Source organism: Desulfobacula sp., assembly GCF_030145145.1.
In the GTDB taxonomy this organism is placed as follows: Bacteria; Desulfobacterota; Desulfobacteria; order Desulfobacterales; family Desulfobacteraceae; genus Desulfobacula.
Window position 1 is genome coordinate 24,114 of sequence record NZ_JAQYWD010000044.1, and the last position, 19,106, is coordinate 43,219.

Consider the following 19,106-nt stretch of genomic DNA (forward strand, 5'->3'; position numbering starts at 1 on the left):
TTAGCGAGGATGAATTGAGATGATAGATGAATTGCTCCAGGAAACCAAAGAAAGAATGGGTAAATCTGAAAAGGCTTTTGAAAAAGAAATATCAAAGGTGCGCACTGGTAGAGCCTCCCAGGCCATACTGGATGGGGTTAAAGTCGATTATTACGGTACGCCGACACCATTGCCACAGATGGCAACCGTATCCATTCCTGAAAGCCGGCTGATTACCGTGAAACCGTGGGATGTCAGTGTCATAAGCCAGGTTGAAAAAGCCATTTTAAAAGCCAACCTGGGCCTTACTCCCTCTAACGATGGAAAATTAATCAGAATATCCATTCCGCCGTTGACAGAAGACAGAAGACGAGAGATCGCCAAAAGCGTTTCCAAGATCTGTGAAGATTATAAGGTGGCCATTCGAAATATCCGGAGAGATGCCAATGAAATGCTCAAAGAATTTCAAAAAGAAGGGGACATTTCTGAGGATGACAGCTTTAAGGCCCAAAAGCAGGTTCAGGAAAATACAGATGTCGCCATTAAAAAGTTAGACGAAATCTTTGCCAGAAAAGAAAAGGAAATTCTTGAAGTCTAACTCAAAACAAGATCTATCCCTTGATCTTAAGACGTTGCCATGCCATGTGGGCATTATCATGGATGGCAATGGCCGGTGGGCAAAAAAAAGATTGATGAACCGTGTCAAAGGGCATGAAAAGGGGACTCAAACGGTCCGTTCCATTGTGACGGCCTGCACGGAACTGGGCATTGGAATCCTGACCCTGTATGCCTTTTCCACGGAAAACTGGGCAAGGCCGAAACATGAGGTAAAAGCCTTAATGATGCTGTTGAAAAAATTCATCGTATCAGAACGGGAAGAATTTTTAACGAATAATATTCGTGTTAATGTCATTGGTCAGAAGCACAAACTTCCCCTGGATGTCCAGGCAGAAGTCAATACCACCATGGACATGACCCGATCCAATGATCGGCTGCTGTTGAACCTGGCTTTGAGTTATGGTTCAAGAGAAGAAATTACCAATGCCGTAACCCAGATTGTAGAAAAAATCGCATCAAACGAACTGGATGTCCGGGACATCACCCAGGATCTTATTTCAGATCACCTGTACACGCGATCCATGCCTGATCCTGACTTGATTATCCGTACCAGCGGGGAGTATCGATTGAGTAATTTTCTGTTATGGCAGGCAGCCTATTCTGAAATTTATATTTCAAATACATTATGGCCGGATTTTTCCAAAGAAGAATTTATTGAAATTTTAAAAAACTTTCAGGCAAGGGACCGACGGTTCGGAAAGGTGAAATGCAACACATCAAACGGTGGATAACCGCACTTATACTGGCCCCCTTGGTATTATGGATTCTCGTCAAGGGCAGTACGTTGCTCCTGGCTGTTCTGGTGTCAATCGTTGCGGTATTTACCGTGCGGGAGTATTTGAGAATTATTTTTGGAAATGATGAAAGACCGGTTTCCAACACGATCAAAATCCTTTCCTATACGGTCTCAATGGCCTTAATTATCACCGCGTGTCTGGAATCCTGGGGAATCCTGGTATTAATTCTGGCCATGAACCTCATCGCCTTATCCGTTTTTGTGCTGTCCCGGTTTGCCGGTGATCCTGCCGTCTTCGACACGATTGCCCGACAGGTCCTGGGAATTGTGTATATCCCGGTATCCCTTTCCCTGTTGATTTTTATTCGAGAACTTCCCGGCGGCACATTCTGGATCATCTGGCTGTTGATTGTTATTTTTGCCAATGATACCGGGGCATTTTACACGGGCACATTTTTTGGTAAAAGAGCGCTTTGTCCCACCATCAGTCCCAATAAAACCATTGAAGGATCGTTGGGGGGTATCGCCGCTGCCATGGTTGTCGGCCTTATTTTCTGCCAGATTTTTTTTAAGGATATGTCCCTGGCATTTCTTACCCTGCCCGGTTCTTTTCTGCTGGCCGTTGCCGGACAAATTGGGGACCTGTTTGAATCCGCCATGAAGCGGTCCTCCCATGTTAAAGATTCAGGCCGGATTCTTCCGGGACACGGCGGCATGCTGGATAGAATTGACGGATTACTGCTGGCTATACCGGTGTTGTATATTTATCTGGTGTCGGTTTTATGAAACGCCTGTCAATTTTAGGGTCCACCGGTTCCATTGGTACCAGTGCTTTGAATATCGTCCGGATGCATCCGGATCGGTTCCAGGTAAAAGCATTGACCGCTGCCAACAATCTCCATGGATTTGCACGACAGATTGATGAATTTGAACCGGAACTGGTCTCTGTACTGGATGAACAAAATGCCCTGGACCTGTCCCGGTTGTTAAGCGGACCCTGCCGACCGGAAATCCGGTTTGGAGACGACGGTTATTGTGCGGCAGCCGCATATCAGGATTCAGACCTGGTGCTGCTGGCCATGGTGGGGGCAGCAGGGTTAAAACCCGCCCTTTCCGCCATTGCCTCCAAAAAGCAGATTGCCCTGGCCAACAAGGAAACCCTGGTCATGGCCGGCGAGATTGTCATGGCCAAAGCCCGGGAAAACGGGGTGTCCATTTTACCGGTGGACAGTGAACACAGTGCGATTTATCAATGCCTGAAAGGAAACCAGAGAAAAGATGTGAAAACCCTCTTTTTGACGGCGTCCGGTGGGCCGTTCAGGCAAACACCCCTGGCGGCATTCAACGCGATTACCGTGGCGGATGCCCTTGACCACCCCACCTGGAATATGGGACATAAAATCACCATCGATTCAGCCACGCTCATGAATAAAGGGCTTGAGATCATTGAGGCAGTTCACCTGTTTGATGTCACACCGGATGATATTCAAGTGCTCATTCATCCCCAGAGCATTATTCACTCCATGGTCGGGTATACAGACGGCACCATCCTGGCCCAAATGGGTCAACCGGATATGAAGGGCGCCATTGCCTATGCCTTGTCAGAACCGGATCGCATCGAACTGCAAATGCCTTTCCCGGATTTTACAACCCTAGGTGCCCTGACATTTGAAACGCCCGATACCCATCGGTTTCCTTCCCTTTTATTTGCCGCCGAGGCCTGCCGGCAGAAAGGGACCATGCCGGCGGTGATGAATGCTGCCAATGAAATAGCCGTTACCGCCTTTCTTGAAAAACGTATTGGGTTTTTAGATATTTTTAATTTAATTTCCAAAACAATGGAAGTTCACACTCGGATTGACAATCCTGATCTTTCCCGTATTATTGAAGCGGATTGTTGGGCACGAGACAAAGTGCAATCTTTGATATAAAAGGCTGATTTTATGGGGCATTCTGTTATCGCATTTATCATTGTTATTGGTATTCTGGTGTTTATTCATGAATTTGGACATTTTATTGCGGCCAGACTATCGGGTGTAGGGGTGGATGTGTTTTCCCTGGGGTTTGGCCCCAAGCTTTTGAAAAAAAAATATGGCCGCACCCTGTATTGTCTGTCGGCCATCCCCCTTGGCGGATATGTTAAAATGGTGGGCGAAGAGCCTGGAACCGCCATTGATCCTGAAGATGTCAGTGCCTCTTTTACCCACAAATCGTTGTGGCGAAAAAGCATGATTGTCGCAGCAGGACCCATGTTTAATTTTTTCCTGGCCATTTTTATTTTTTATCTGCTGTACCAGTTTGCCGGTGTTTATATGGCACAACCAGTGGTGGGGAAAGTTGTTGCGGATACACCGGCCATGGCGGCCGGAATAAAAGCCGGCGATGTGATCAAGGAAATTAACCAGACCAAAATCGAATCTTTTGAAGATATTTCCCGGATTATCGGTGCCGGTAACGGTGCTGCATTGGATATTATTGTCCTGCGTGACAAAAGACTTGTCGGCCTTGTTCTGACGCCGGTTCTTTCCCCCGGCAAAAATGTATTTGGTGAAGACATTCAAAAATATGTGATTGGGATTGTTGGCAACGGCGAGTCTTATCACCAGAGCCTCAACCCCTTGCAAGCCCTTGGACGGTCCGTTACCGATACCTACGGGCTCGTGAAGCTGACCCTGCTGTCGGTTGTAAAAATGATCACCGGAAGTGTGTCAGCCAACAACCTGGGCGGTCCTTTAATGATTGCGCAAATGGCGGGTGAACAGGCAAAGGCCGGCATGATGAGTTTTGCCTGGTTTATTGCATTGCTGTCTGTAAACCTGGGTATCATCAACCTTTTTCCGATTCCCGTACTGGATGGGGGCCATCTGTTATTTTTCGGTATTGAAGCGGTTACCGGGAAAGCGGTCAGTGACAAATTACGTGAAAAATTGATTCAGTTTGGTGCTGCCGTGCTGGTGGCCCTCATGGTGTTTGTTTTTTATAATGACATTATCAGAATGTTTAATGGTGGATAATATGATTTCGTGTATTGAGATTGCTCTTAAACAAGAGCTGAAGGATGCCGAAGCATCTTCCCTGATCAAAAAGGCAAGGTCTTATTTCGGAATAAAGATTCAATCAGCGCGATGCATCCATATCGTGACCATTGAATCTGATCTTGACGGGCACCAGCTGGAAAAGGTCAAAGACGATATCTTTACCAATCCAGTCAGCCAGGTGTCCAGTCTGACCCCCCTGGATATCGACTTTCACTGGTGCATCTGGGTCGGGTTCAGGCCGGGGGTCAAGGACAACCCCGGGGCCACGGCCATGGAAGCCATCAAAGACCACCTGGGAAAATCCTTTGGACCTGGCGAGGGGATCTATACCTCCAAACGGTATTGCCTGAAGGGGGATACCCTGGTGCGGGGGGATGTTGAAAAATTGGCATCCGAACTGTTATCCAACAGCATCATCCAGCAGTTCAAGGTGTTTTCCCAGGGCGAATGGGATAAAACCATTGGCGCGGATGTGAAGCCTGCCAAGGTTGTCCTGGACCATACCCCTTGTTTTGAAGTGGTCAGTATTGACTCTGATGCCCAGCTGGCGGAAATTTCAGACCAGAGAAATCTGGCCTTGAACCCCCGGGATATCCCGGTAATCCGGGCCTATTTTCTGGACCCGACCGTATTGGCATCCCGGAAAACCATGGGGCTTTCCCAGCCGACAGATATTGAGCTGGAGTACATTTCCCAGGCCCGGAGCGATCATTGCAACCACAATACCTTCCGGGGTATTTTCCGGTATACAGATGCCGACACGGGCCAGGAAATCGTTGAAAACAGCCTGTTTAAAACCTATATCCAGGAACCGACCTTAAAATTGAAGTCTGAAAAAGACTGGGTGGTCTCTGTCTTATGGGACAATGCCGGGGTGGGCAGATTTGATGGGGACACCAATTACGTGGTGACCGGTGAAACCCATAACTCGCCCTCCAACATGGAAGCCTATGGTGGTGCCATAACCGGTATTGTGGGCGTGTATCGGGATCCCATGGGAACCGGGCTTGGATCCAAGCTGTTCATGGGCAGTTTCGGGTATTGTGTGGGGGATATCAATTATAACGGTCCGTTACGGCCCCCCCTTCACCCCCGGCGGCTGCTGGATGGGGTTATCGAAGGGGTAAAGGACGGCGGGAATAAAAGCGGTGTGCCCACGACCTTTGGCCAGACATTATTCCATCCGGGCTACATGGGCAAGAGCCTGGTGTTTGTAACGGCATTGGGCATCATGCCCAGCCAGGTCAAGGGCAGGCCCAGCCATGAGAAAAAAACCTCCCCGGGGGAGCTGATTGTCATGAGCGGCGGCCGGGTGGGAAAAGACGGGATTCATGGCGTTACAGCGTCTTCGGAAAGTTATTCGGAACATACGCCGGCCGGTCACGTCCAGATCGGTGATCCCTATACCCAGAAGAAAATGCAGGACTTTCTCCTGATTTGCCGGGATGAAGGCTTGATCCCGTTTATCACGGATAATGGCGGGGGGGGCTTATCCTCATCCATTGGTGAATCCGCCATGATTTCCAACGGGTGTGTGGTATGGCTGGATAAAGTGCCCTTGAAGTATGAAGGGCTGGACATGTGGGAGATCTGGATTTCAGAATCCCAGGAACGCATGACCATTGCCGTCAAACCCGAGCACCTGGACCGGTTTATGGCGTTGTCCGCCGAGCATGAAGTGGAAAGCACCGTGATCGGTGAATACACGGACACGGGCAAGCTGCACATCAAATACAAGGAAGAGACCTGTGCCTATGTGGACATGGATCTTCTGGACAAGGGATTCCCGTCCTGGGAGTTTGATGCCATATGGCGGTCTCCGGAAACCCGGGGCCTGACAGAACCGGTCATTGGGTCGCCCGCCAATTTCAATCCATTGGTGCTCAAGCTGCTTGAACGGCCCAATATCAGCTCAAAAGAATGGATTATGCGCCAGTATGATCACGAGGTCCAGGGCGGTTCCGTGATCAAACCCCTGGTGGGGGTCAAACACAATATCCCCTCGGATGCCAGCGTTACACGACCGGTGCTCACCTCCCAGAAGGGACTTGCCTTTTCCCAGAGTCTGTTACCCTGGTATTCCCAGATTGATGCCTTTCACATGATGACCTGTACCATTGACGAAGCTGTCCGGCGATTGATCGCCGTGGGCGGCAATTTCAATCATATCGGCGGGCTTGATAATTTCTGCTGGCCCAATATTGGATTTGATCCAAAGAAAAATCCCGATGGCAAATTCAAAGCCGCCCAGTTGGTGCGGGCCTGCCGGGCCTTGAAATACGCCTGTGAAACCTATGAGATCCCCTTGTTATCGGGCAAGGACAGCATGTATGTGGATGGTCACCTTGAGGGGGACTGTGGAGAACGCATGAAAGTGTCTGCTTTGGAAACGGTTCAGTTTTCAGCCACATCAGTGATTGAAGATGTGTCAAAATGTGTGTCCATGGACCCCAAAGTGGCCGGCGACCTTGTGTATGTGCTGGGCACAACAGCCAATGAACTCGGGGCATCAGAATACTATGAGAGTTTTCATAAGATCGGGCTGAATGTCCCCCATGTTGATTTTGAAAAAAATAAAGTGGTCTACCGGGCATTGCAGCGGACCATTGAAAACGAGCTGGTGGCATCCTGCCATGCCGTTGCAAGGGGGGGCCTTGCCGTTCACCTGTCTTACATGACATTGGCCGGGGGGATGGGTCTTGACATCCATTTGTCCGATCTTCCCATGGACCGTCGCCGGGGCGAACTGTTGAATGACACCCTGTTGTTCTCAGAATCTGCCGGTCGATTTATTGTGACCATTGCCCCGGAAAACAAGGGGGTTTTTGAAAAATGGGTCAAAGGGATGGCCGCAAATTGCGTGGGGAGCGTAACACAGGATCATGATCACCTGAAAATTTTCGGCCTTGACCGGGAAGCGGTGCTGGACCTTTCCATGACAGAACTTGATCACGCATTTAACAAAACCTTTGGAGACATGATATGAAAAAGGTTAACGCACTGATATTAACGGGGTTTGGATTAAATTGTGATACGGAAACCGCCCATGCCTTCGAGCTGGCCGGGGCCACGTCTCACAGGGTTCACATCAATGCATTGATTTCCGGGAAAGTCGCGTTGGAGGACTTTCATATCCTTGCCCTGGGCGGTGGATTTTCCTGGGGGGATGATCATGGTGCCGGTGTGATCGAGGCCTTGAAACTTAAAAATCACATTGGCCGGGCGCTCTTGACCTTTGTCGATCAGGGAAAGCTGATCATCGGTATTTGTAACGGCTTCCAGGCCCTGGTCAACCTGGGACTTCTGCCCGGACTGGACCGGGACTATACCCGGAGAAGCGTTTCCATTACCTTTAATGATTGTGGGAATTTCAGGGATCAATGGGTCCACCTGGCAGCCAATACCCAAAGCCCCTGCGTGTTTACAAAAAATATGGAGACCGTGGATTATCCCATTCGTCATGGAGAGGGAAAAGTGATTGCCGATCCGCAAATCATTGATACACTCCTGGCGGGCAACCAGGTGGTGTTTCAATATGCCGATGCTGCCGGAGTCCCGGCAAAAGGGGCTTTTCCCTTAAATCCCAATGGGTCCCTGGAAGATATTGCCGGCATCTGTGATCCCACGGGAAAAATTTTCGGATTGATGCCCCATCCGGAAGCGTATACGCATGTTACCAATCATCCGGACTGGACCCGCAGGGCACAAGTGCTGAAACGGGCGGGTAAATCTCTGGATCAGGAGATGACCATCGGGGTCAAACTGTTCAAAAACGGGGTGGACCATATTAAAGACGCGTTTTTTAAATAATGCTTGGAACCATTGTCAACTGCCTGACCATTATTGCCGGAAGCCTCGTGGGCATGGGGTTTAAAAACGGAATCCCGGAAAGATATAACCAGACCGTGATGCAGGCCATTGGCCTGTCGGTTATTCTCATTGGCATGAAAAGCGCCCTGGGGTGTGATGACCTTTTGATTATCATTATCAGCCTTGCTTTAGGATCTCTTGTGGGGGAATGGGTGGGGATTGAAAATTACCTTGACCGTCTGGGCAACTGGCTTGAAACCAGGTTCTCAAAAAAAGCCAGCGGTTTTTCAGCTGGATTTGTCACGGCCTCATTGATGTATTGCGTGGGCTCAATGGCCATTGTGGGGTCCCTTGAAAGCGGGTTGACCGGGAATCATGACACCTTGTTTGCCAAGGCAACCCTTGACGGGATCGTGGGGATTATCTTGAGCTCTTCCCTGGGAATCGGTGTCCTTTTTGCTGCCGTTCCCGTGCTGCTGTACCAGGGGAGCATCACCCTGATGGCCGGACTTTTAAAACCCTTTCTCATCCCTGCTGTTGTCAGTCAGATGTCTGGGACCGGTGGCCTTTTGATTGTGGCCCTGGGCCTGAACATGCTCCGGGAAAAAAAGCTGAAGGTGGGGAATATGCTCCCGGCAATTTTTATCCCGTTGATCTATTTTCTCATCCGGCATTAAAACGTAAATCAGCATCGGCTGCAATTTTTTAATAAAGATCCTTAATGAAAAACATCATTCTCTATATCATCACCGTTATCGTCTGGGGGTCAACCTGGCTGGCCATTAAATATCAATTGGGGGCTGTGGATCCCATGGTATCGGTTATCTATCGATTCGGACTTGCCGCAGCCCTGTTAATGCTTTTTTGTCGTGTCAAAGGGCTTCCATTGAAGTTTTCCCTGGGAGACCATCTTTTTATGGCCCTTCTGGGCATTCTGTTGTTCTCTGTGAATTACTGGCTGGTCTATGTGGCGGAGTTATATCTGACCAGCGGCCTTGTGGCGGTGTTGTTTTCTTCCATTGTGTTTATGAATATGATCAATGGGTCGCTTTTTATGGGTACGGCAGTGGAGAAACGAATGATTTCCGGCGCTGTCCTGGGGATTATCGGGATTATCCTGATCTTTATGCCTGAAATTAAATCCTTTAATTTGTCCGACAAAGGGGTCTTTGGCCTGTCCATCGGCTTTCTCAGTGTTCTTCTGGCCTCATTCGGTAATATTACCTCGGCCAGGAATACCAATCACCATATCCCGGTCATCCAGGCCAATGCATTTGGAATGGCCTACGGGACCCTCCTGCTGGCATTGATTGCCGTAATATCAGGAAAAGAATTTTCCTTTACTGTTTCCCTTCCCTATATTGGGTCCCTTTTTTATCTGTCCATCTTTGGGTCCATTGTTGCGTTTGGATGTTACCTGACCCTTATCGGTTCCCTGGGGGCCAGCAAAGCGTCCTATACCATTATGCTGGTGCCGGTGGTGGCATTGATCCTGTCTTCCTTTTTCGAAGGCTATGTCTGGAATCTTTCAGCCATTTCAGGATTGTGCCTGGTGGTGGTGGGTAATTTTCTGGCCTTGAGTAAACACCGGGTATCTTCTGCCTGATTCTTTAATTTATTGTCAATACGGGTTGCATATCGCAATGGATATATGGTAATTGATTTCGGTATGAAACAGTATGTAATAGATGGGTTGCGGCATACGGACCATCAGAAACTAAAAGCCCATTTGGACAAATACCTGTCATCTTCTCCCCTGGGCGGGATATACTGGCTTGAGCTGGATGAATCTGTGTTAACCCCCCTTCAAAAAAGTCATGAAGCCTGTCAACCCCATGTTTTTGCTTTAATGTTGGAAGAAACGTATCTGTCCTGTGAATTTTTGGTAAGAATCAAAAAAAATATAAAATGCGATTGTATGGCCTATGCAACCCCGGACCAGCGGGACTGGCTCATGGGTGTGGTGGATGCCATCTTTGAACAGCTTGAGATTCGCATTTGATCATATTGTTAGGATATTCAGATGGTTAAAGTAATTCCCCTCGGCGGTCTTGGCGAAATCGGTCTTAATATGATGGTGATTGAGTATGATGATGTCATGTTCATCATTGATGCCGGGCTGATGTTCCCGGAGGATTATATGCTGGGCGTGGATATCGTTATCCCGGCCATGGATTATATCCGGGAAAACAAGCATAAAGTCCAGGGCATTATCATTACCCATGCCCATGAAGATCACATTGGTGCCCTGCCTTACCTGTTAAAGGAAATCAGAATTCCCGTGTATGGTACAGCCTTTACCCTGGGAATTGTTCGAAAGAAACTCATTGAGTTTGACCTGAACAAGTATATTGACTTAAACCTTGTCAATCCGGGTGAAACCCTTTCCATCGACCCGTTTGAAATCGAATTTATCCGGGTCAGCCACAGCACGGTGGAAGGCGTTGGCCTGGCCATAACAACCCCGGAAGGCATTATTGTCCATACCGGTGATTTCAGGATCAATCACAATTCCGACAAAATGAAAAACACCGATATTACCAGTTTCGCAAGATATGGTGAGCTCGGAGTCCTGGCGCTGATGTCGGATTCCACCAATGTCGAGGTGGAAGGGTATACCATGTCCGAGCAGGAAGTGGTAAAAAATCTTGAAGATTTGATCACGGTGGCCAAGGGACGGGTGATCATTGCCATGTTTGCATCCAATGTCTTCCGGATACAGCAGGTGGTTGATATTGCCATCCGGAATCATCGCAAGGTTATTTTCCATGGCCGGAGTATGGAGCAGATTGTTGCTGTGGCCACTGACCTGGGACATATCCACTGTCCCCCCGCCACCATCATCAATATGAAGCAGATTGATAAATGCCGGGATGATGAAGTCGTCATCATCACCACCGGCAGCCAGGGAGAGCCCATGTCTGCCCTGGTGAGGATGGCTTCCGGCACCCACAAGCACATTAATATTAAAAACGGGGACAATGTCATCCTGTCGTCCAAACATATCCCGGGAAATGAAAAGGCCATTTCCAATATCATCAACAAGCTCTACCGGCGGGGGGCGGATGTGGTGTATTCAAAAATCGCCAACATCCACACATCCGGTCACGCCCACCAGGAGGAGTTGAAATTGATGTTGAATCTGACCAAACCCGAATATTTTATTCCCATCCACGGGGAATACCGTCATCTGGTGGTTCATGCCAGGCTCGCTGAGAAAATGGGGCTGCCCCGGGAGAACGTCATGGTGGCGGAAAATGGAAAAATCATTGCCTTTGATGCGGATGGCGGCAGGATAGAGGGCAGCGTTCATACGGGGAGAATCCTTGTGGACGGAAAAGGCATCGGTGATGTGGGCAGAAGTGTGTTAAAGGAGCGGCGGGAATTGTCTGAAGGGGGACTTGTGGTGGTCACCATGATCATTGATGAGGAGACCGGTGTTGTCCTTTACGGGCCTGAATTGATTTCAAAGGGGTTTGTGTTTGATTCTGCCACCGGATACCTGGTGGATGACGCCCAGTGTGTTATCCTTGAAATTGTGGAAGAGCTGGAAGCCGGCCTTGAATCCCGTGTTGAATTGATCCGGAAAAAATTAAAAAAAGCCTTGAAACAATATTTTGCCTTTACCATAAACCGCAGGCCCTTGATTGTGCCCATCATTATTGAAGTATGAAAAAGCAGCAATTCTCATTATGGCTATAACTAAATCGGATCATAAACCGGGTCAGGCTTGTGCTATCGTGCTTTTGGCCATAACCCGGATATGTCTAATAAGGACAGCAGCCGGCCAAAGTGTCAATAACGCAAGCCTGACCCTTTGTCCAGCGACTATTGCGTTTTATAATGAGAATTGCTGATGAAAAAAGAACTGTATGGTATATTCTTTTTATTCCTCATTGTATTAACGGCGGTCAGTCTTTTTTCCTATCATGCCTCGGATCCCTGTGTGGGGAATCATTTTTTTGAACGTCCGGCCCATATCCACAATGCCTTTGGATTGTTAGGGGCCCATCTGGCCGGCAGTTTTATTTTTTTGTTCGGGTTGGGTGCCTTCTGGATACCGGTTTTTTCAGGGTGTATCAGCGTCTGGTTATTAAAGGGACGATCCTTAAAAATCATCTGGTTGACCCTGCTGGGGGGGCTTTTTTTAATGACCAGTACCGGGGGGATGTTTTTTCTGTTTAAAGATGACTATTCTGTCCTGGGCACCCAAATTTCCTCGGGCGGTGTGGTGGGCATTGCCATGGCCACGGTGTTATTAAAATATGCCAATATCGTGGGGTGTATCATTGTCCTGATCTTTTTCCTGATGATTGGCTTTATCCTTTCCACAGGGATTTCCGTCATCGCCCTCGGGCTGTTTTTTCATCGGAAAACACGGTTGTTCCTGACCACCATGAAGACGGATTTTCAGGAAGTGTGTCAGTTTTTAACAGAAAAGTGGCACAAATTTCAGGAAAAAAGAGCCCAGGCCCACGAAGAAATTGATATCACCCCTGTCCCGGGGAAGGAAAAAATCCTGATTAAACTGCCGGAAAAAATTCCTGAAAGAGACCTGTTCCAGGAACCTGAAGATGTGTTTGAGCCGGTCATTGTTGAGCTGGAAGAGCAGGAGCCCGGCGTTATACCGGATGGGGGGTTTGTGGATATCCGGAATAAGGTTAAATTTAACCTGCCCCTGATTTCATTCCTGGACGAGAAACAAAAGATTGAAAGAAATATCGATACCGACCTGCTCAAAGAAAAGAGCCACATCCTGGAAAGCAAGTTAAGGGACTTTAACGTGAATGGAGAGGTGGTGGAAATCCTGCCCGGTCCTGTGATCACCACCTTTGAATACAAACCGGCCCCGGGAATAAAGATCAGTAAGATCGCGGGCTTGTCTAATGACCTGGCCCTGGCTTTGAGTGCCATCAGTATTCGAATTGTTGCCCCCATTCCGGGCCGGGATGTCGTGGGGATAGAGATCCCCAATGAAGAGAGAGAAATCGTTAATTTAAGGGAATTGATTGTTTCAAAAGAGTTTATCCAGTCAACCTCCCTGCTTACTCTGGGTCTGGGAAAAGATATCCTGGGAAGGGCCATGGTGACAAAAATGGATTCCATGCCCCACTTGTTGATCGCCGGGGCCACGGGCACGGGTAAAAGTGTGGGATTGAATTCCATGATCATCAGCCTGTTGTACAAGAGCACCCCGGATGATGTTAAAATGATCATGATTGATCCCAAACGGATTGAGCTTTCCGTATACAATGATATTCCCCATTTGATTTCCCCGGTGGTGACGGATATGAAAAAGGCAACCAATGCCCTTTTCTGGGCGGTCCGGGAGATGGAACGGCGATATGAACTGCTGGAACAGACCGGATGCAGAAATATTGTCCAGTATAACACCATGGTGGCGTTGAAAATCAATCAAAAGAGTGAGCCGCCTGACGATGAAACCCAAGAGGTGTTTGAAAAACTGCCCTATATCGTCGTGATCGTTGATGAGCTGGCAGACCTCATGATGGTGGCCTCCAAAGACGTTGAATTTGCCCTGACACGCCTGGCCCAGATGGCCAGGGCTGCCGGAATTCACCTGATTGTCGCCACCCAGAGACCCTCTGTTGATGTGCTCACCGGCAGTATTAAAGCCAATTTCCCCACCCGGATTTCATTCCAGGTATCTTCCCGGGTGGATGCCCGGACCATTTTTGACGGCGGCGGGTCAGAAAGCCTTCTGGGCAACGGGGATATGCTGTTTTGCCCCCCGGGCGCAGGACGGCTTGTCCGTATCCAGGGGGCCTATCTTTCTGAACAGGAGATCTCCCGGGTCACCACGTTTCTAAAGGACCAGCGGGCACCGGATTATATTGAAGATATTACCCTGGGGGATACGGAGGATGAGGCCAAAGCGTTTGATGAGTCTGATTATGATGAAAAATATGATGAGGCGGTGGCCCTGGTGACCAAGACCCGGCAGGCATCCATTTCTTTTGTGCAGCGCCGTCTGCGCATCGGGTATAACCGGGCGGCCCGGCTGGTGGAAATCATGGAGCACGAGGGGATTGTCGGTCCCCAGATCGGGTCCAAACCCCGGGACATACTGGTAAGAACCTATGATGACGATTGATTTTAAGGTGTGGGACCGGATCAAGGGATTCATGGATCGGGATGAAGCCGAAAGGCTTTACCGCATTGCCCTGACCGCCTCTGAACAGGGGCCAATTATTGAAATCGGAAGCTATTGCGGCAAATCCGCCTATATTATCGGCAAAGCCTGTAAAGCAAACAATGCCATCCTGTATTCCATTGATCACCATAAGGGGTCAGAAGAACAGCAGCCGGATGAAGCCTATTTTGACCCGGATCTGTTTGACCCCGGCGTATCCCGGATCAATACCTTTCCCTTTTTCCAGGAAACCATCATCCATACCGGCCTTGAAGATACGGTGGTGCCCATTGTGGCCCCCTCCCGTACGGCGGGTAAAATGTGGGCGACCCCCATTTCAATGCTGTTTATTGATGGCGGACATTCCTTTGATGCCGTGCAGGGGGATTATCTGACCTGGGCATGTCATATCCATGTCAATGGGTTCCTGGTGATTCATGATATTTTCCGGGACCCGGCAAAAGGGGGCCAGGCCCCGTGCCAGGTATATGACATGGCCCTTGAATCCGGGGCCTATGACGCCCTTGAAATGACCAACACCCTGGGGGTCTTGAGAAAAATAAGGATTGAACCGGCATGATAGAATCTGTTCTTGAAAAAATACGCACCTATTATCTTGAGAAACTGCCGTTTAACAAGGTCCTGGGCATTGACATTGATCTGCTGGACTATGACACCGGTACAGCAGTCACCCGGTTTGACATGAAAGAGGCGTTGATCGGAAATTCCGCTGCCGGCATCCTGCACGGTGGGGTGACAGCCGCGGTGATTGATTTGACCGGCGGCCTTTCCGCCTTGATATCCTGTGCAAAATTTCATGAAGGCAATGCCTTTGACGGGATCGATGAAAAACTGACCGCCTCTGCCACCATTGACATGCGCGTGGATTTTTTAAGGCCGGGCAGGGGCAGGTCCTTTCACTGCAAAAGCCGGATCATCCGGGCCGGGTCCAGGATTGTGGTGGCCAAAATAGACCTGTACAATGAAAAAGACGTCCGGATTGCCACGGGCACGGCCACCTATCTTATTGGCTAGTCAGCTTGATCTCAATCCGCCGGTTTTTTTGATAGGCTTCGGGCGTATCCGCGGTATCAATGGGATGATATTTACTGAACCCGGCAGCGGCCATCCTTTTTTCCGGGATACCGTTTTGACTCAGGAACCGGACAACCGAGACAGCCCGGGCTGCAGACAATTCCCAGTTGGATGCAAATTCAGCATTGTTGATGGGCACCCGGTCCGTGTGACCGTCAATGCGCAATATCCAGTTGATCTCACTGGGAATTTTTCGGGCAATCGTTAACAGGGTTTCTGCCAGGGTTGTGAGGTGGCTGCGGCCCTGGGGGCCCAGGACGGCAGACCCGGAATCAAACAGGAGGCCGGCCTGGAGAACAAACCGGTCCCCCTGTATCTGCACGGCTGGATTTGCGCCCAATATTTTCTGGAGCCGTCCGAAAAATTCTGACCGGTATTTTTGAAGTTCGTTCACCTTCCGGGCCAGGGCAATATTTAACTGCTTGCCAAGTTCAGCAATCCGTTCATCTTTTTCCAGGCCCTGGGTCTTTGTCAGGGCCAGGGCATTGCTGATCATTTTCAGCTGCCCCTGGAGTTTGGTGATCTGGTCGGAAAGAAGGGCCACTTCTGCCCGGGTACTGGCAGACAATTGTTTCTCCCGGGCAATGGCCTCTTTCTGGGTTTCCAGGACCACTGAAAGGGCCTGGATCCGGATATCCTGTTTGTCAATGGTTTCCTGGGCCAGTACCGTCATTTCTGTCTTATCTGCCAGCCGTTCCGCCAGGGACCTGGATCGATCCCGCAACACCAATATTTGATGGTCCCGGTCAGCGAGGGACCCGGCAAGGGTGGACACCTTTTTTTCCAGTTCATCCTTTACCCGGGTCAGGGCCTGGATGTCTTCGTTCAGGCTGACCATGGTGAGCATCTGTTGTTTTATCCGGTCCGCATCGGTTTTTGATTGCGCTGAATAGTCTTCAACCTGGGACATGAGCACTTCCCGGTCTTCGGACAGGCCGATGATGGCATCAGACAACCGGGCCACCTGGGTGTCCAACTGGCCGGATTTTTCTTTTTCAAGTCCCAGTAGCGCTGCCAGTTCACTGATCTGGCTATGGAGCTGTGCCAGTTCATTTTTCTGGCCATACAGGACCTCGCTGAGCATGAACTGGGCCACGGTAAAAATCATCAATACGAAAATAACCACCATCAGCAGCGCTGACAGCACATCCACATACCCGGGCCAGGCGGTAATGGGGCTTGAGATACGCCGTGCTTTGGATATCATTGCGATCTCCTGTTATTTTTTTACGGCAGGGGTATCCTCTGCCGGTTCTTTGTGCTGTTTTAGAAAATGACCCATGACCTGATTGTTTTTCTGCATCTGATGGATCAGTATTCTAAGGTGGCCGTCAATTTCCTGGAGGGCATTATTCGATAAATTTGTGCCGGTTTCAGCGGTTTCATCGGTTTCCACCAGATGGGTGACCCCGGACAACCACTCTTCCATTTCATTGAAAAACCGGTTCTGGGCATGACCCGCCTGGATATCCACAAACCCCAGTACCAGGGAGCCGCCCAGCCCGAACAGGGAGGAACTGAAGGCCGTGCCCATTCCTTGAAGCGGTTGTTCAAGACCTTGTTTGAGATGACTGAAAACCGTAACAAAATCCCGGGTGCCGACCTCCAGGCCGCTGATGACCTGTCCCACGGTGCCGATGGTCTGGAGCAACCCCCAGAATGTTCCCAACAGTCCCAGGAACACCAGCAGGCTGATCATGTATTTGGAGATCTCCCTGGACTCGTCCAGGTGACCCCGGATCCCGTCCAGGACCGTGTTAAGGGACAGGGCAGACAAGCTGAACCGGTCCCGGTGAATGTCTGCCAGGTGTTTGGCCAGGGGCGCCAGCAGGGTCGGCGGTTCAGTGGCCGACAGCCCTGGATTGCCGGTACGGAAAATTTTAATCCATTCAATCTCGGGCTCCAGTCGCTGGATCTGGAAAATATTGATGCCGATGCCCACAACAAGGGCGGCCAGGATCAGGAGGTTAAACCCCCAGTTTGCCATGAAAGCCGATTTAAGGGAAGCGGACAGGAGCGCACAAACCCCTGCCACGACCAGCAGATAAAGAATTGTCAGGAAAAGATAATGCCGGGGATTTGTCATAAGGGAGCTGCCTCCTTATTCTGATATAGTATCCAAGGTTACATGTTACATAGGTCATACCTGTATTTATATAACCCTGTCAATAACTGAAACAGGTTCAGGTTTGTGTTCCTGTCATATCTGCCAGATCCGATTGCCTTATTTTTTTCTTTTTCCAGGTATCCTGAATGGCTTTTCCAGGATATTTAACTAAACGAGCACGATTTCGGCCCCATAATCACGCTTGACATTAATCATGCGATACAATACTATATAAAAATGATAAGGTCATTCAAATGTGCTGATACGGAAAAGCTTTCAAAGGGAATTCGTGTTAGACGATTTGTGAACATTGAATCGGTAGCACGGCGGAAACTGAGACAACTTGAGATTGCTGGTCGACTGGATGATTTAAAAGTACCGCCCGGAAACCGTCTTGAAGCACTCAAAGCTGACCGATCAGGCCAATTCAGCATTCGAATCAACAATCAATGGCGTGTCTGTTTCCGTTGGTATGATTCGGGTGCTGAAAATGTTGAAATCGTAGACTATCATTGAGGTTAATTAATTATGAAAAAGCTTAAACCTGTTACCCCTGGCGAAATTCTTTTGGAAGAATTTTTAAAACCAATGGGGCTAAGTCAATATCGTTTGGCTAAAGAAATAAATGTTCCAGCCCAACGTATCAGCGAAATTGTTCACGGAAAACGTGCCGTTACAGCGGACACTGATTTAAGATTGTGTCGTTTTTTCGGTCTATCTAATGGTTATTGGCTGCGAGCTCAAATTGCTCACGATACTGAAGTTGCTGAGTGCGAACTTGGGCATGTATTGAAAAAAATTAGACCATGGACAACTATTGTGGCCCAACCAGGCACTTAAGCGTTACTGGGCGTGGGACCCCCCGTTTCTTTACCTCTTTCGACATCACGGATTTTGTTCTTGTCAGACCAAGTTAAGTGTTTGAGTTTTCGTGGAAAGTCTTCCAATAATAGCTATTCTGAGCGCTTAGGTTGCACTTTTTGGCATCAAAAACAGCGTTGTAAGAAGCAAGATGCTCCTGAATAATGTATTTTTCATCATCGGCTTTGATTTTTCTTCCTCTTGCAAGTGCTCCAAGTGAAACTTTCATATCTTCAATAAAATTTTGATTTCCAACAGCGATACTTTCAGTCCAGTAGGGTTTTCGCTTTAGGGTATTTTTTTTAATTTCATCATCGATCAGGGCTTTGTAATCGATCTGAAATTTTTTATGGTCAGAGTAGCCACAAAAAGCGACCAGCCGGTCATTATCAATCAATGTATATCTTTCGGGCGGATCCAAAATTTCATTATAACCACAAAAACCCCATTTTGATGGATGCTTAACAACCCCGGCTCTTACCATGTTTTGTTCTTGTCAGACCAAGTTAAGTGTTTGAGTTTTCGTGGAAAGTCTTCCAATAATAGCTATTCTGAGCGCTTAGGTTGCACTTTTTGGCATCAAAAACAGCGTTGTAAGAAGCAAGATGCTCCTGAATAATGTATTTTTCATCATCGGCTTTGATTTTTCTTCCTCTTGCAAGTGCTCCAAGTGAAACTTTCATATCTTCAATAAAATTTTGATTTCCA

Annotated in this window: 20 protein-coding genes; 16 read left to right on the plus strand and 4 right to left on the minus strand. The window is 48.7% G+C overall.

The features are described 5' to 3' along the window. The first annotated feature begins 19 nt into the window (after nucleotides 1-19). The 14 genes from frr (at nucleotide 20) to Q1Q15_RS21470 (ending at nucleotide 15,370) form a co-directional block, all read left to right on the plus strand. The gene (gene frr / locus Q1Q15_RS21405; protein ID WP_300464489.1) at nucleotides 20-577 is read left to right on the plus strand and encodes a ribosome recycling factor; all 558 of its coding nucleotides are present in this window, start codon (nucleotides 20-22) and stop codon (nucleotides 575-577) included. Beyond that, complete coding sequence (locus Q1Q15_RS21410; protein WP_300464491.1) at nucleotides 567-1,328, plus strand: isoprenyl transferase; 762 nt, start codon at nucleotides 567-569, stop codon at nucleotides 1,326-1,328. Before frr ends, Q1Q15_RS21410 begins: the two co-directional genes overlap by 11 nt. Further along, nucleotides 1,304-2,119, plus strand: a complete 816-nt coding sequence (locus Q1Q15_RS21415; protein ID WP_300464493.1) for a phosphatidate cytidylyltransferase — start codon at nucleotides 1,304-1,306, stop codon at nucleotides 2,117-2,119. The genes Q1Q15_RS21410 and Q1Q15_RS21415 overlap by 25 nt, the downstream gene beginning before the upstream one ends. Next, nucleotides 2,116-3,264: a 1-deoxy-D-xylulose-5-phosphate reductoisomerase gene (locus Q1Q15_RS21420; RefSeq protein WP_300464495.1), complete on the plus strand. Its 1,149-nt coding sequence runs from the start codon at nucleotides 2,116-2,118 to the stop codon at nucleotides 3,262-3,264. The genes Q1Q15_RS21415 and Q1Q15_RS21420 overlap by 4 nt, the downstream gene beginning before the upstream one ends. Before the next feature lie 12 nt (nucleotides 3,265-3,276). After that, nucleotides 3,277-4,347 carry an RIP metalloprotease RseP gene (rseP, locus tag Q1Q15_RS21425; RefSeq protein WP_300464497.1) on the plus strand — a complete coding sequence of 357 codons (1,071 nt, stop codon included), beginning with the start codon at nucleotides 3,277-3,279 and terminating at the stop codon, nucleotides 4,345-4,347. A gap of 1 nt (nucleotide 4,348) precedes the next feature. Continuing rightward, complete coding sequence (locus Q1Q15_RS21430; protein ID WP_300464498.1) at nucleotides 4,349-7,357, plus strand: AIR synthase-related protein; 3,009 nt, start codon at nucleotides 4,349-4,351, stop codon at nucleotides 7,355-7,357. Continuing rightward, nucleotides 7,354-8,181, plus strand: coding sequence for a phosphoribosylformylglycinamidine synthase subunit PurQ (locus Q1Q15_RS21435; RefSeq protein WP_300464500.1), 828 nt, complete (start codon nucleotides 7,354-7,356; stop codon nucleotides 8,179-8,181). The genes Q1Q15_RS21430 and Q1Q15_RS21435 overlap by 4 nt, the downstream gene beginning before the upstream one ends. After that, a complete protein-coding gene (locus tag Q1Q15_RS21440; protein WP_300464502.1) occupies nucleotides 8,181-8,858 on the plus strand; it encodes a DUF554 domain-containing protein in 678 nt (225 codons plus the stop codon). The genes Q1Q15_RS21435 and Q1Q15_RS21440 overlap by 1 nt, the downstream gene beginning before the upstream one ends. Before the next feature lie 44 nt (nucleotides 8,859-8,902). After that, the gene (locus tag Q1Q15_RS21445) at nucleotides 8,903-9,787 is read left to right on the plus strand and encodes a DMT family transporter (protein WP_300464504.1); all 885 of its coding nucleotides are present in this window, start codon (nucleotides 8,903-8,905) and stop codon (nucleotides 9,785-9,787) included. A 63-nt stretch (nucleotides 9,788-9,850) separates the two neighbouring features. After that, a complete protein-coding gene (locus tag Q1Q15_RS21450) occupies nucleotides 9,851-10,183 on the plus strand; it encodes a hypothetical protein (protein WP_300464506.1) in 333 nt (110 codons plus the stop codon). A gap of 21 nt (nucleotides 10,184-10,204) precedes the next feature. After that, nucleotides 10,205-11,854, plus strand: coding sequence for a ribonuclease J (locus Q1Q15_RS21455; RefSeq protein WP_300464508.1), 1,650 nt, complete (start codon nucleotides 10,205-10,207; stop codon nucleotides 11,852-11,854). Nucleotides 11,855-12,037: 183 nt separating this feature from the next. After that, the gene (locus Q1Q15_RS21460; RefSeq protein WP_300464509.1) at nucleotides 12,038-14,296 is read left to right on the plus strand and encodes a DNA translocase FtsK; all 2,259 of its coding nucleotides are present in this window, start codon (nucleotides 12,038-12,040) and stop codon (nucleotides 14,294-14,296) included. After that, entirely contained in the window at nucleotides 14,283-14,915 is a 633-nt protein-coding gene (locus Q1Q15_RS21465) for a class I SAM-dependent methyltransferase (RefSeq protein ID WP_363321027.1), read from the plus strand. The genes Q1Q15_RS21460 and Q1Q15_RS21465 overlap by 14 nt, the downstream gene beginning before the upstream one ends. Next, nucleotides 14,912-15,370: a thioesterase family protein gene (locus Q1Q15_RS21470; RefSeq protein WP_300464511.1), complete on the plus strand. Its 459-nt coding sequence runs from the start codon at nucleotides 14,912-14,914 to the stop codon at nucleotides 15,368-15,370. The genes Q1Q15_RS21465 and Q1Q15_RS21470 overlap by 4 nt, the downstream gene beginning before the upstream one ends. Here Q1Q15_RS21470 and Q1Q15_RS21475 read toward each other — a convergent pair. Then, nucleotides 15,360-16,637 carry a peptidoglycan -binding protein gene (locus tag Q1Q15_RS21475; protein ID WP_300464513.1) on the minus strand — a complete coding sequence of 426 codons (1,278 nt, stop codon included), beginning with the start codon at nucleotides 16,635-16,637 and terminating at the stop codon, nucleotides 15,360-15,362. The two genes, Q1Q15_RS21470 and Q1Q15_RS21475, sit on opposite strands and share 11 nt — an antisense overlap. Before the next feature lie 12 nt (nucleotides 16,638-16,649). After that, a complete protein-coding gene (locus Q1Q15_RS21480) occupies nucleotides 16,650-17,516 on the minus strand; it encodes a biopolymer transporter ExbB (protein ID WP_300464515.1) in 867 nt (288 codons plus the stop codon). A 324-nt stretch (nucleotides 17,517-17,840) separates the two neighbouring features. Here Q1Q15_RS21480 and Q1Q15_RS21485 point away from each other — a divergent pair, with 324 nt between their 5' ends. After that, nucleotides 17,841-18,053: a type II toxin-antitoxin system RelE/ParE family toxin gene (locus Q1Q15_RS21485; protein ID WP_300464517.1), complete on the plus strand. Its 213-nt coding sequence runs from the start codon at nucleotides 17,841-17,843 to the stop codon at nucleotides 18,051-18,053. A 12-nt stretch (nucleotides 18,054-18,065) separates the two neighbouring features. Next, nucleotides 18,066-18,377: a HigA family addiction module antitoxin gene (locus Q1Q15_RS21490; RefSeq protein ID WP_300464519.1), complete on the plus strand. Its 312-nt coding sequence runs from the start codon at nucleotides 18,066-18,068 to the stop codon at nucleotides 18,375-18,377. Nucleotides 18,378-18,450: 73 nt separating this feature from the next. Here the strand turns inward: Q1Q15_RS21490 and Q1Q15_RS21495 are convergent, their stop codons facing one another. Together Q1Q15_RS21495 and Q1Q15_RS21500 are read right to left on the minus strand one after the other, a co-directional pair. Continuing rightward, nucleotides 18,451-18,882: a hypothetical protein gene (locus Q1Q15_RS21495; protein WP_300464521.1), complete on the minus strand. Its 432-nt coding sequence runs from the start codon at nucleotides 18,880-18,882 to the stop codon at nucleotides 18,451-18,453. Between the two features lie 22 nt (nucleotides 18,883-18,904). Further along, on the minus strand, nucleotides 18,905-19,106 hold a 202-nt coding region (locus Q1Q15_RS21500; protein ID WP_300464523.1), incomplete at its 5' end, for a hypothetical protein.

What these genes read in the sequence shown, in the direction of transcription:
- frr (WP_300464489.1), top strand. Translation starts at nt 20, where the DNA reads ATGATAGATGAATTGCTCCAGGAAACCAAAGAAAGAATGGGTAAATCT.
- Q1Q15_RS21415 (WP_300464493.1), top strand. Translation starts at nt 1,304, where the DNA reads ATGCAACACATCAAACGGTGGATAACCGCACTTATACTGGCCCCCTTG.
- Q1Q15_RS21420 (WP_300464495.1), top strand. Translation starts at nt 2,116, where the DNA reads ATGAAACGCCTGTCAATTTTAGGGTCCACCGGTTCCATTGGTACCAGT.
- rseP (WP_300464497.1), top strand. Translation starts at nt 3,277, where the DNA reads ATGGGGCATTCTGTTATCGCATTTATCATTGTTATTGGTATTCTGGTG.
- Q1Q15_RS21430 (WP_300464498.1), top strand. Translation starts at nt 4,349, where the DNA reads ATGATTTCGTGTATTGAGATTGCTCTTAAACAAGAGCTGAAGGATGCC.
- Q1Q15_RS21435 (WP_300464500.1), top strand. Translation starts at nt 7,354, where the DNA reads ATGAAAAAGGTTAACGCACTGATATTAACGGGGTTTGGATTAAATTGT.
- Q1Q15_RS21440 (WP_300464502.1), top strand. Translation starts at nt 8,181, where the DNA reads ATGCTTGGAACCATTGTCAACTGCCTGACCATTATTGCCGGAAGCCTC.
- Q1Q15_RS21445 (WP_300464504.1), top strand. Translation starts at nt 8,903, where the DNA reads ATGAAAAACATCATTCTCTATATCATCACCGTTATCGTCTGGGGGTCA.
- Q1Q15_RS21450 (WP_300464506.1), top strand. Translation starts at nt 9,851, where the DNA reads ATGAAACAGTATGTAATAGATGGGTTGCGGCATACGGACCATCAGAAA.
- Q1Q15_RS21455 (WP_300464508.1), top strand. Translation starts at nt 10,205, where the DNA reads ATGGTTAAAGTAATTCCCCTCGGCGGTCTTGGCGAAATCGGTCTTAAT.
- Q1Q15_RS21460 (WP_300464509.1), top strand. Translation starts at nt 12,038, where the DNA reads ATGAAAAAAGAACTGTATGGTATATTCTTTTTATTCCTCATTGTATTA.
- Q1Q15_RS21465 (WP_363321027.1), top strand. Translation starts at nt 14,283, where the DNA reads ATGATGACGATTGATTTTAAGGTGTGGGACCGGATCAAGGGATTCATG.
- Q1Q15_RS21470 (WP_300464511.1), top strand. Translation starts at nt 14,912, where the DNA reads ATGATAGAATCTGTTCTTGAAAAAATACGCACCTATTATCTTGAGAAA.
- Q1Q15_RS21475 (WP_300464513.1), bottom strand. Translation starts at nt 16,637, where the DNA reads ATGATATCCAAAGCACGGCGTATCTCAAGCCCCATTACCGCCTGGCCC.
- Q1Q15_RS21480 (WP_300464515.1), bottom strand. Translation starts at nt 17,516, where the DNA reads ATGACAAATCCCCGGCATTATCTTTTCCTGACAATTCTTTATCTGCTG.
- Q1Q15_RS21490 (WP_300464519.1), top strand. Translation starts at nt 18,066, where the DNA reads ATGAAAAAGCTTAAACCTGTTACCCCTGGCGAAATTCTTTTGGAAGAA.
- Q1Q15_RS21495 (WP_300464521.1), bottom strand. Translation starts at nt 18,882, where the DNA reads ATGGTAAGAGCCGGGGTTGTTAAGCATCCATCAAAATGGGGTTTTTGT.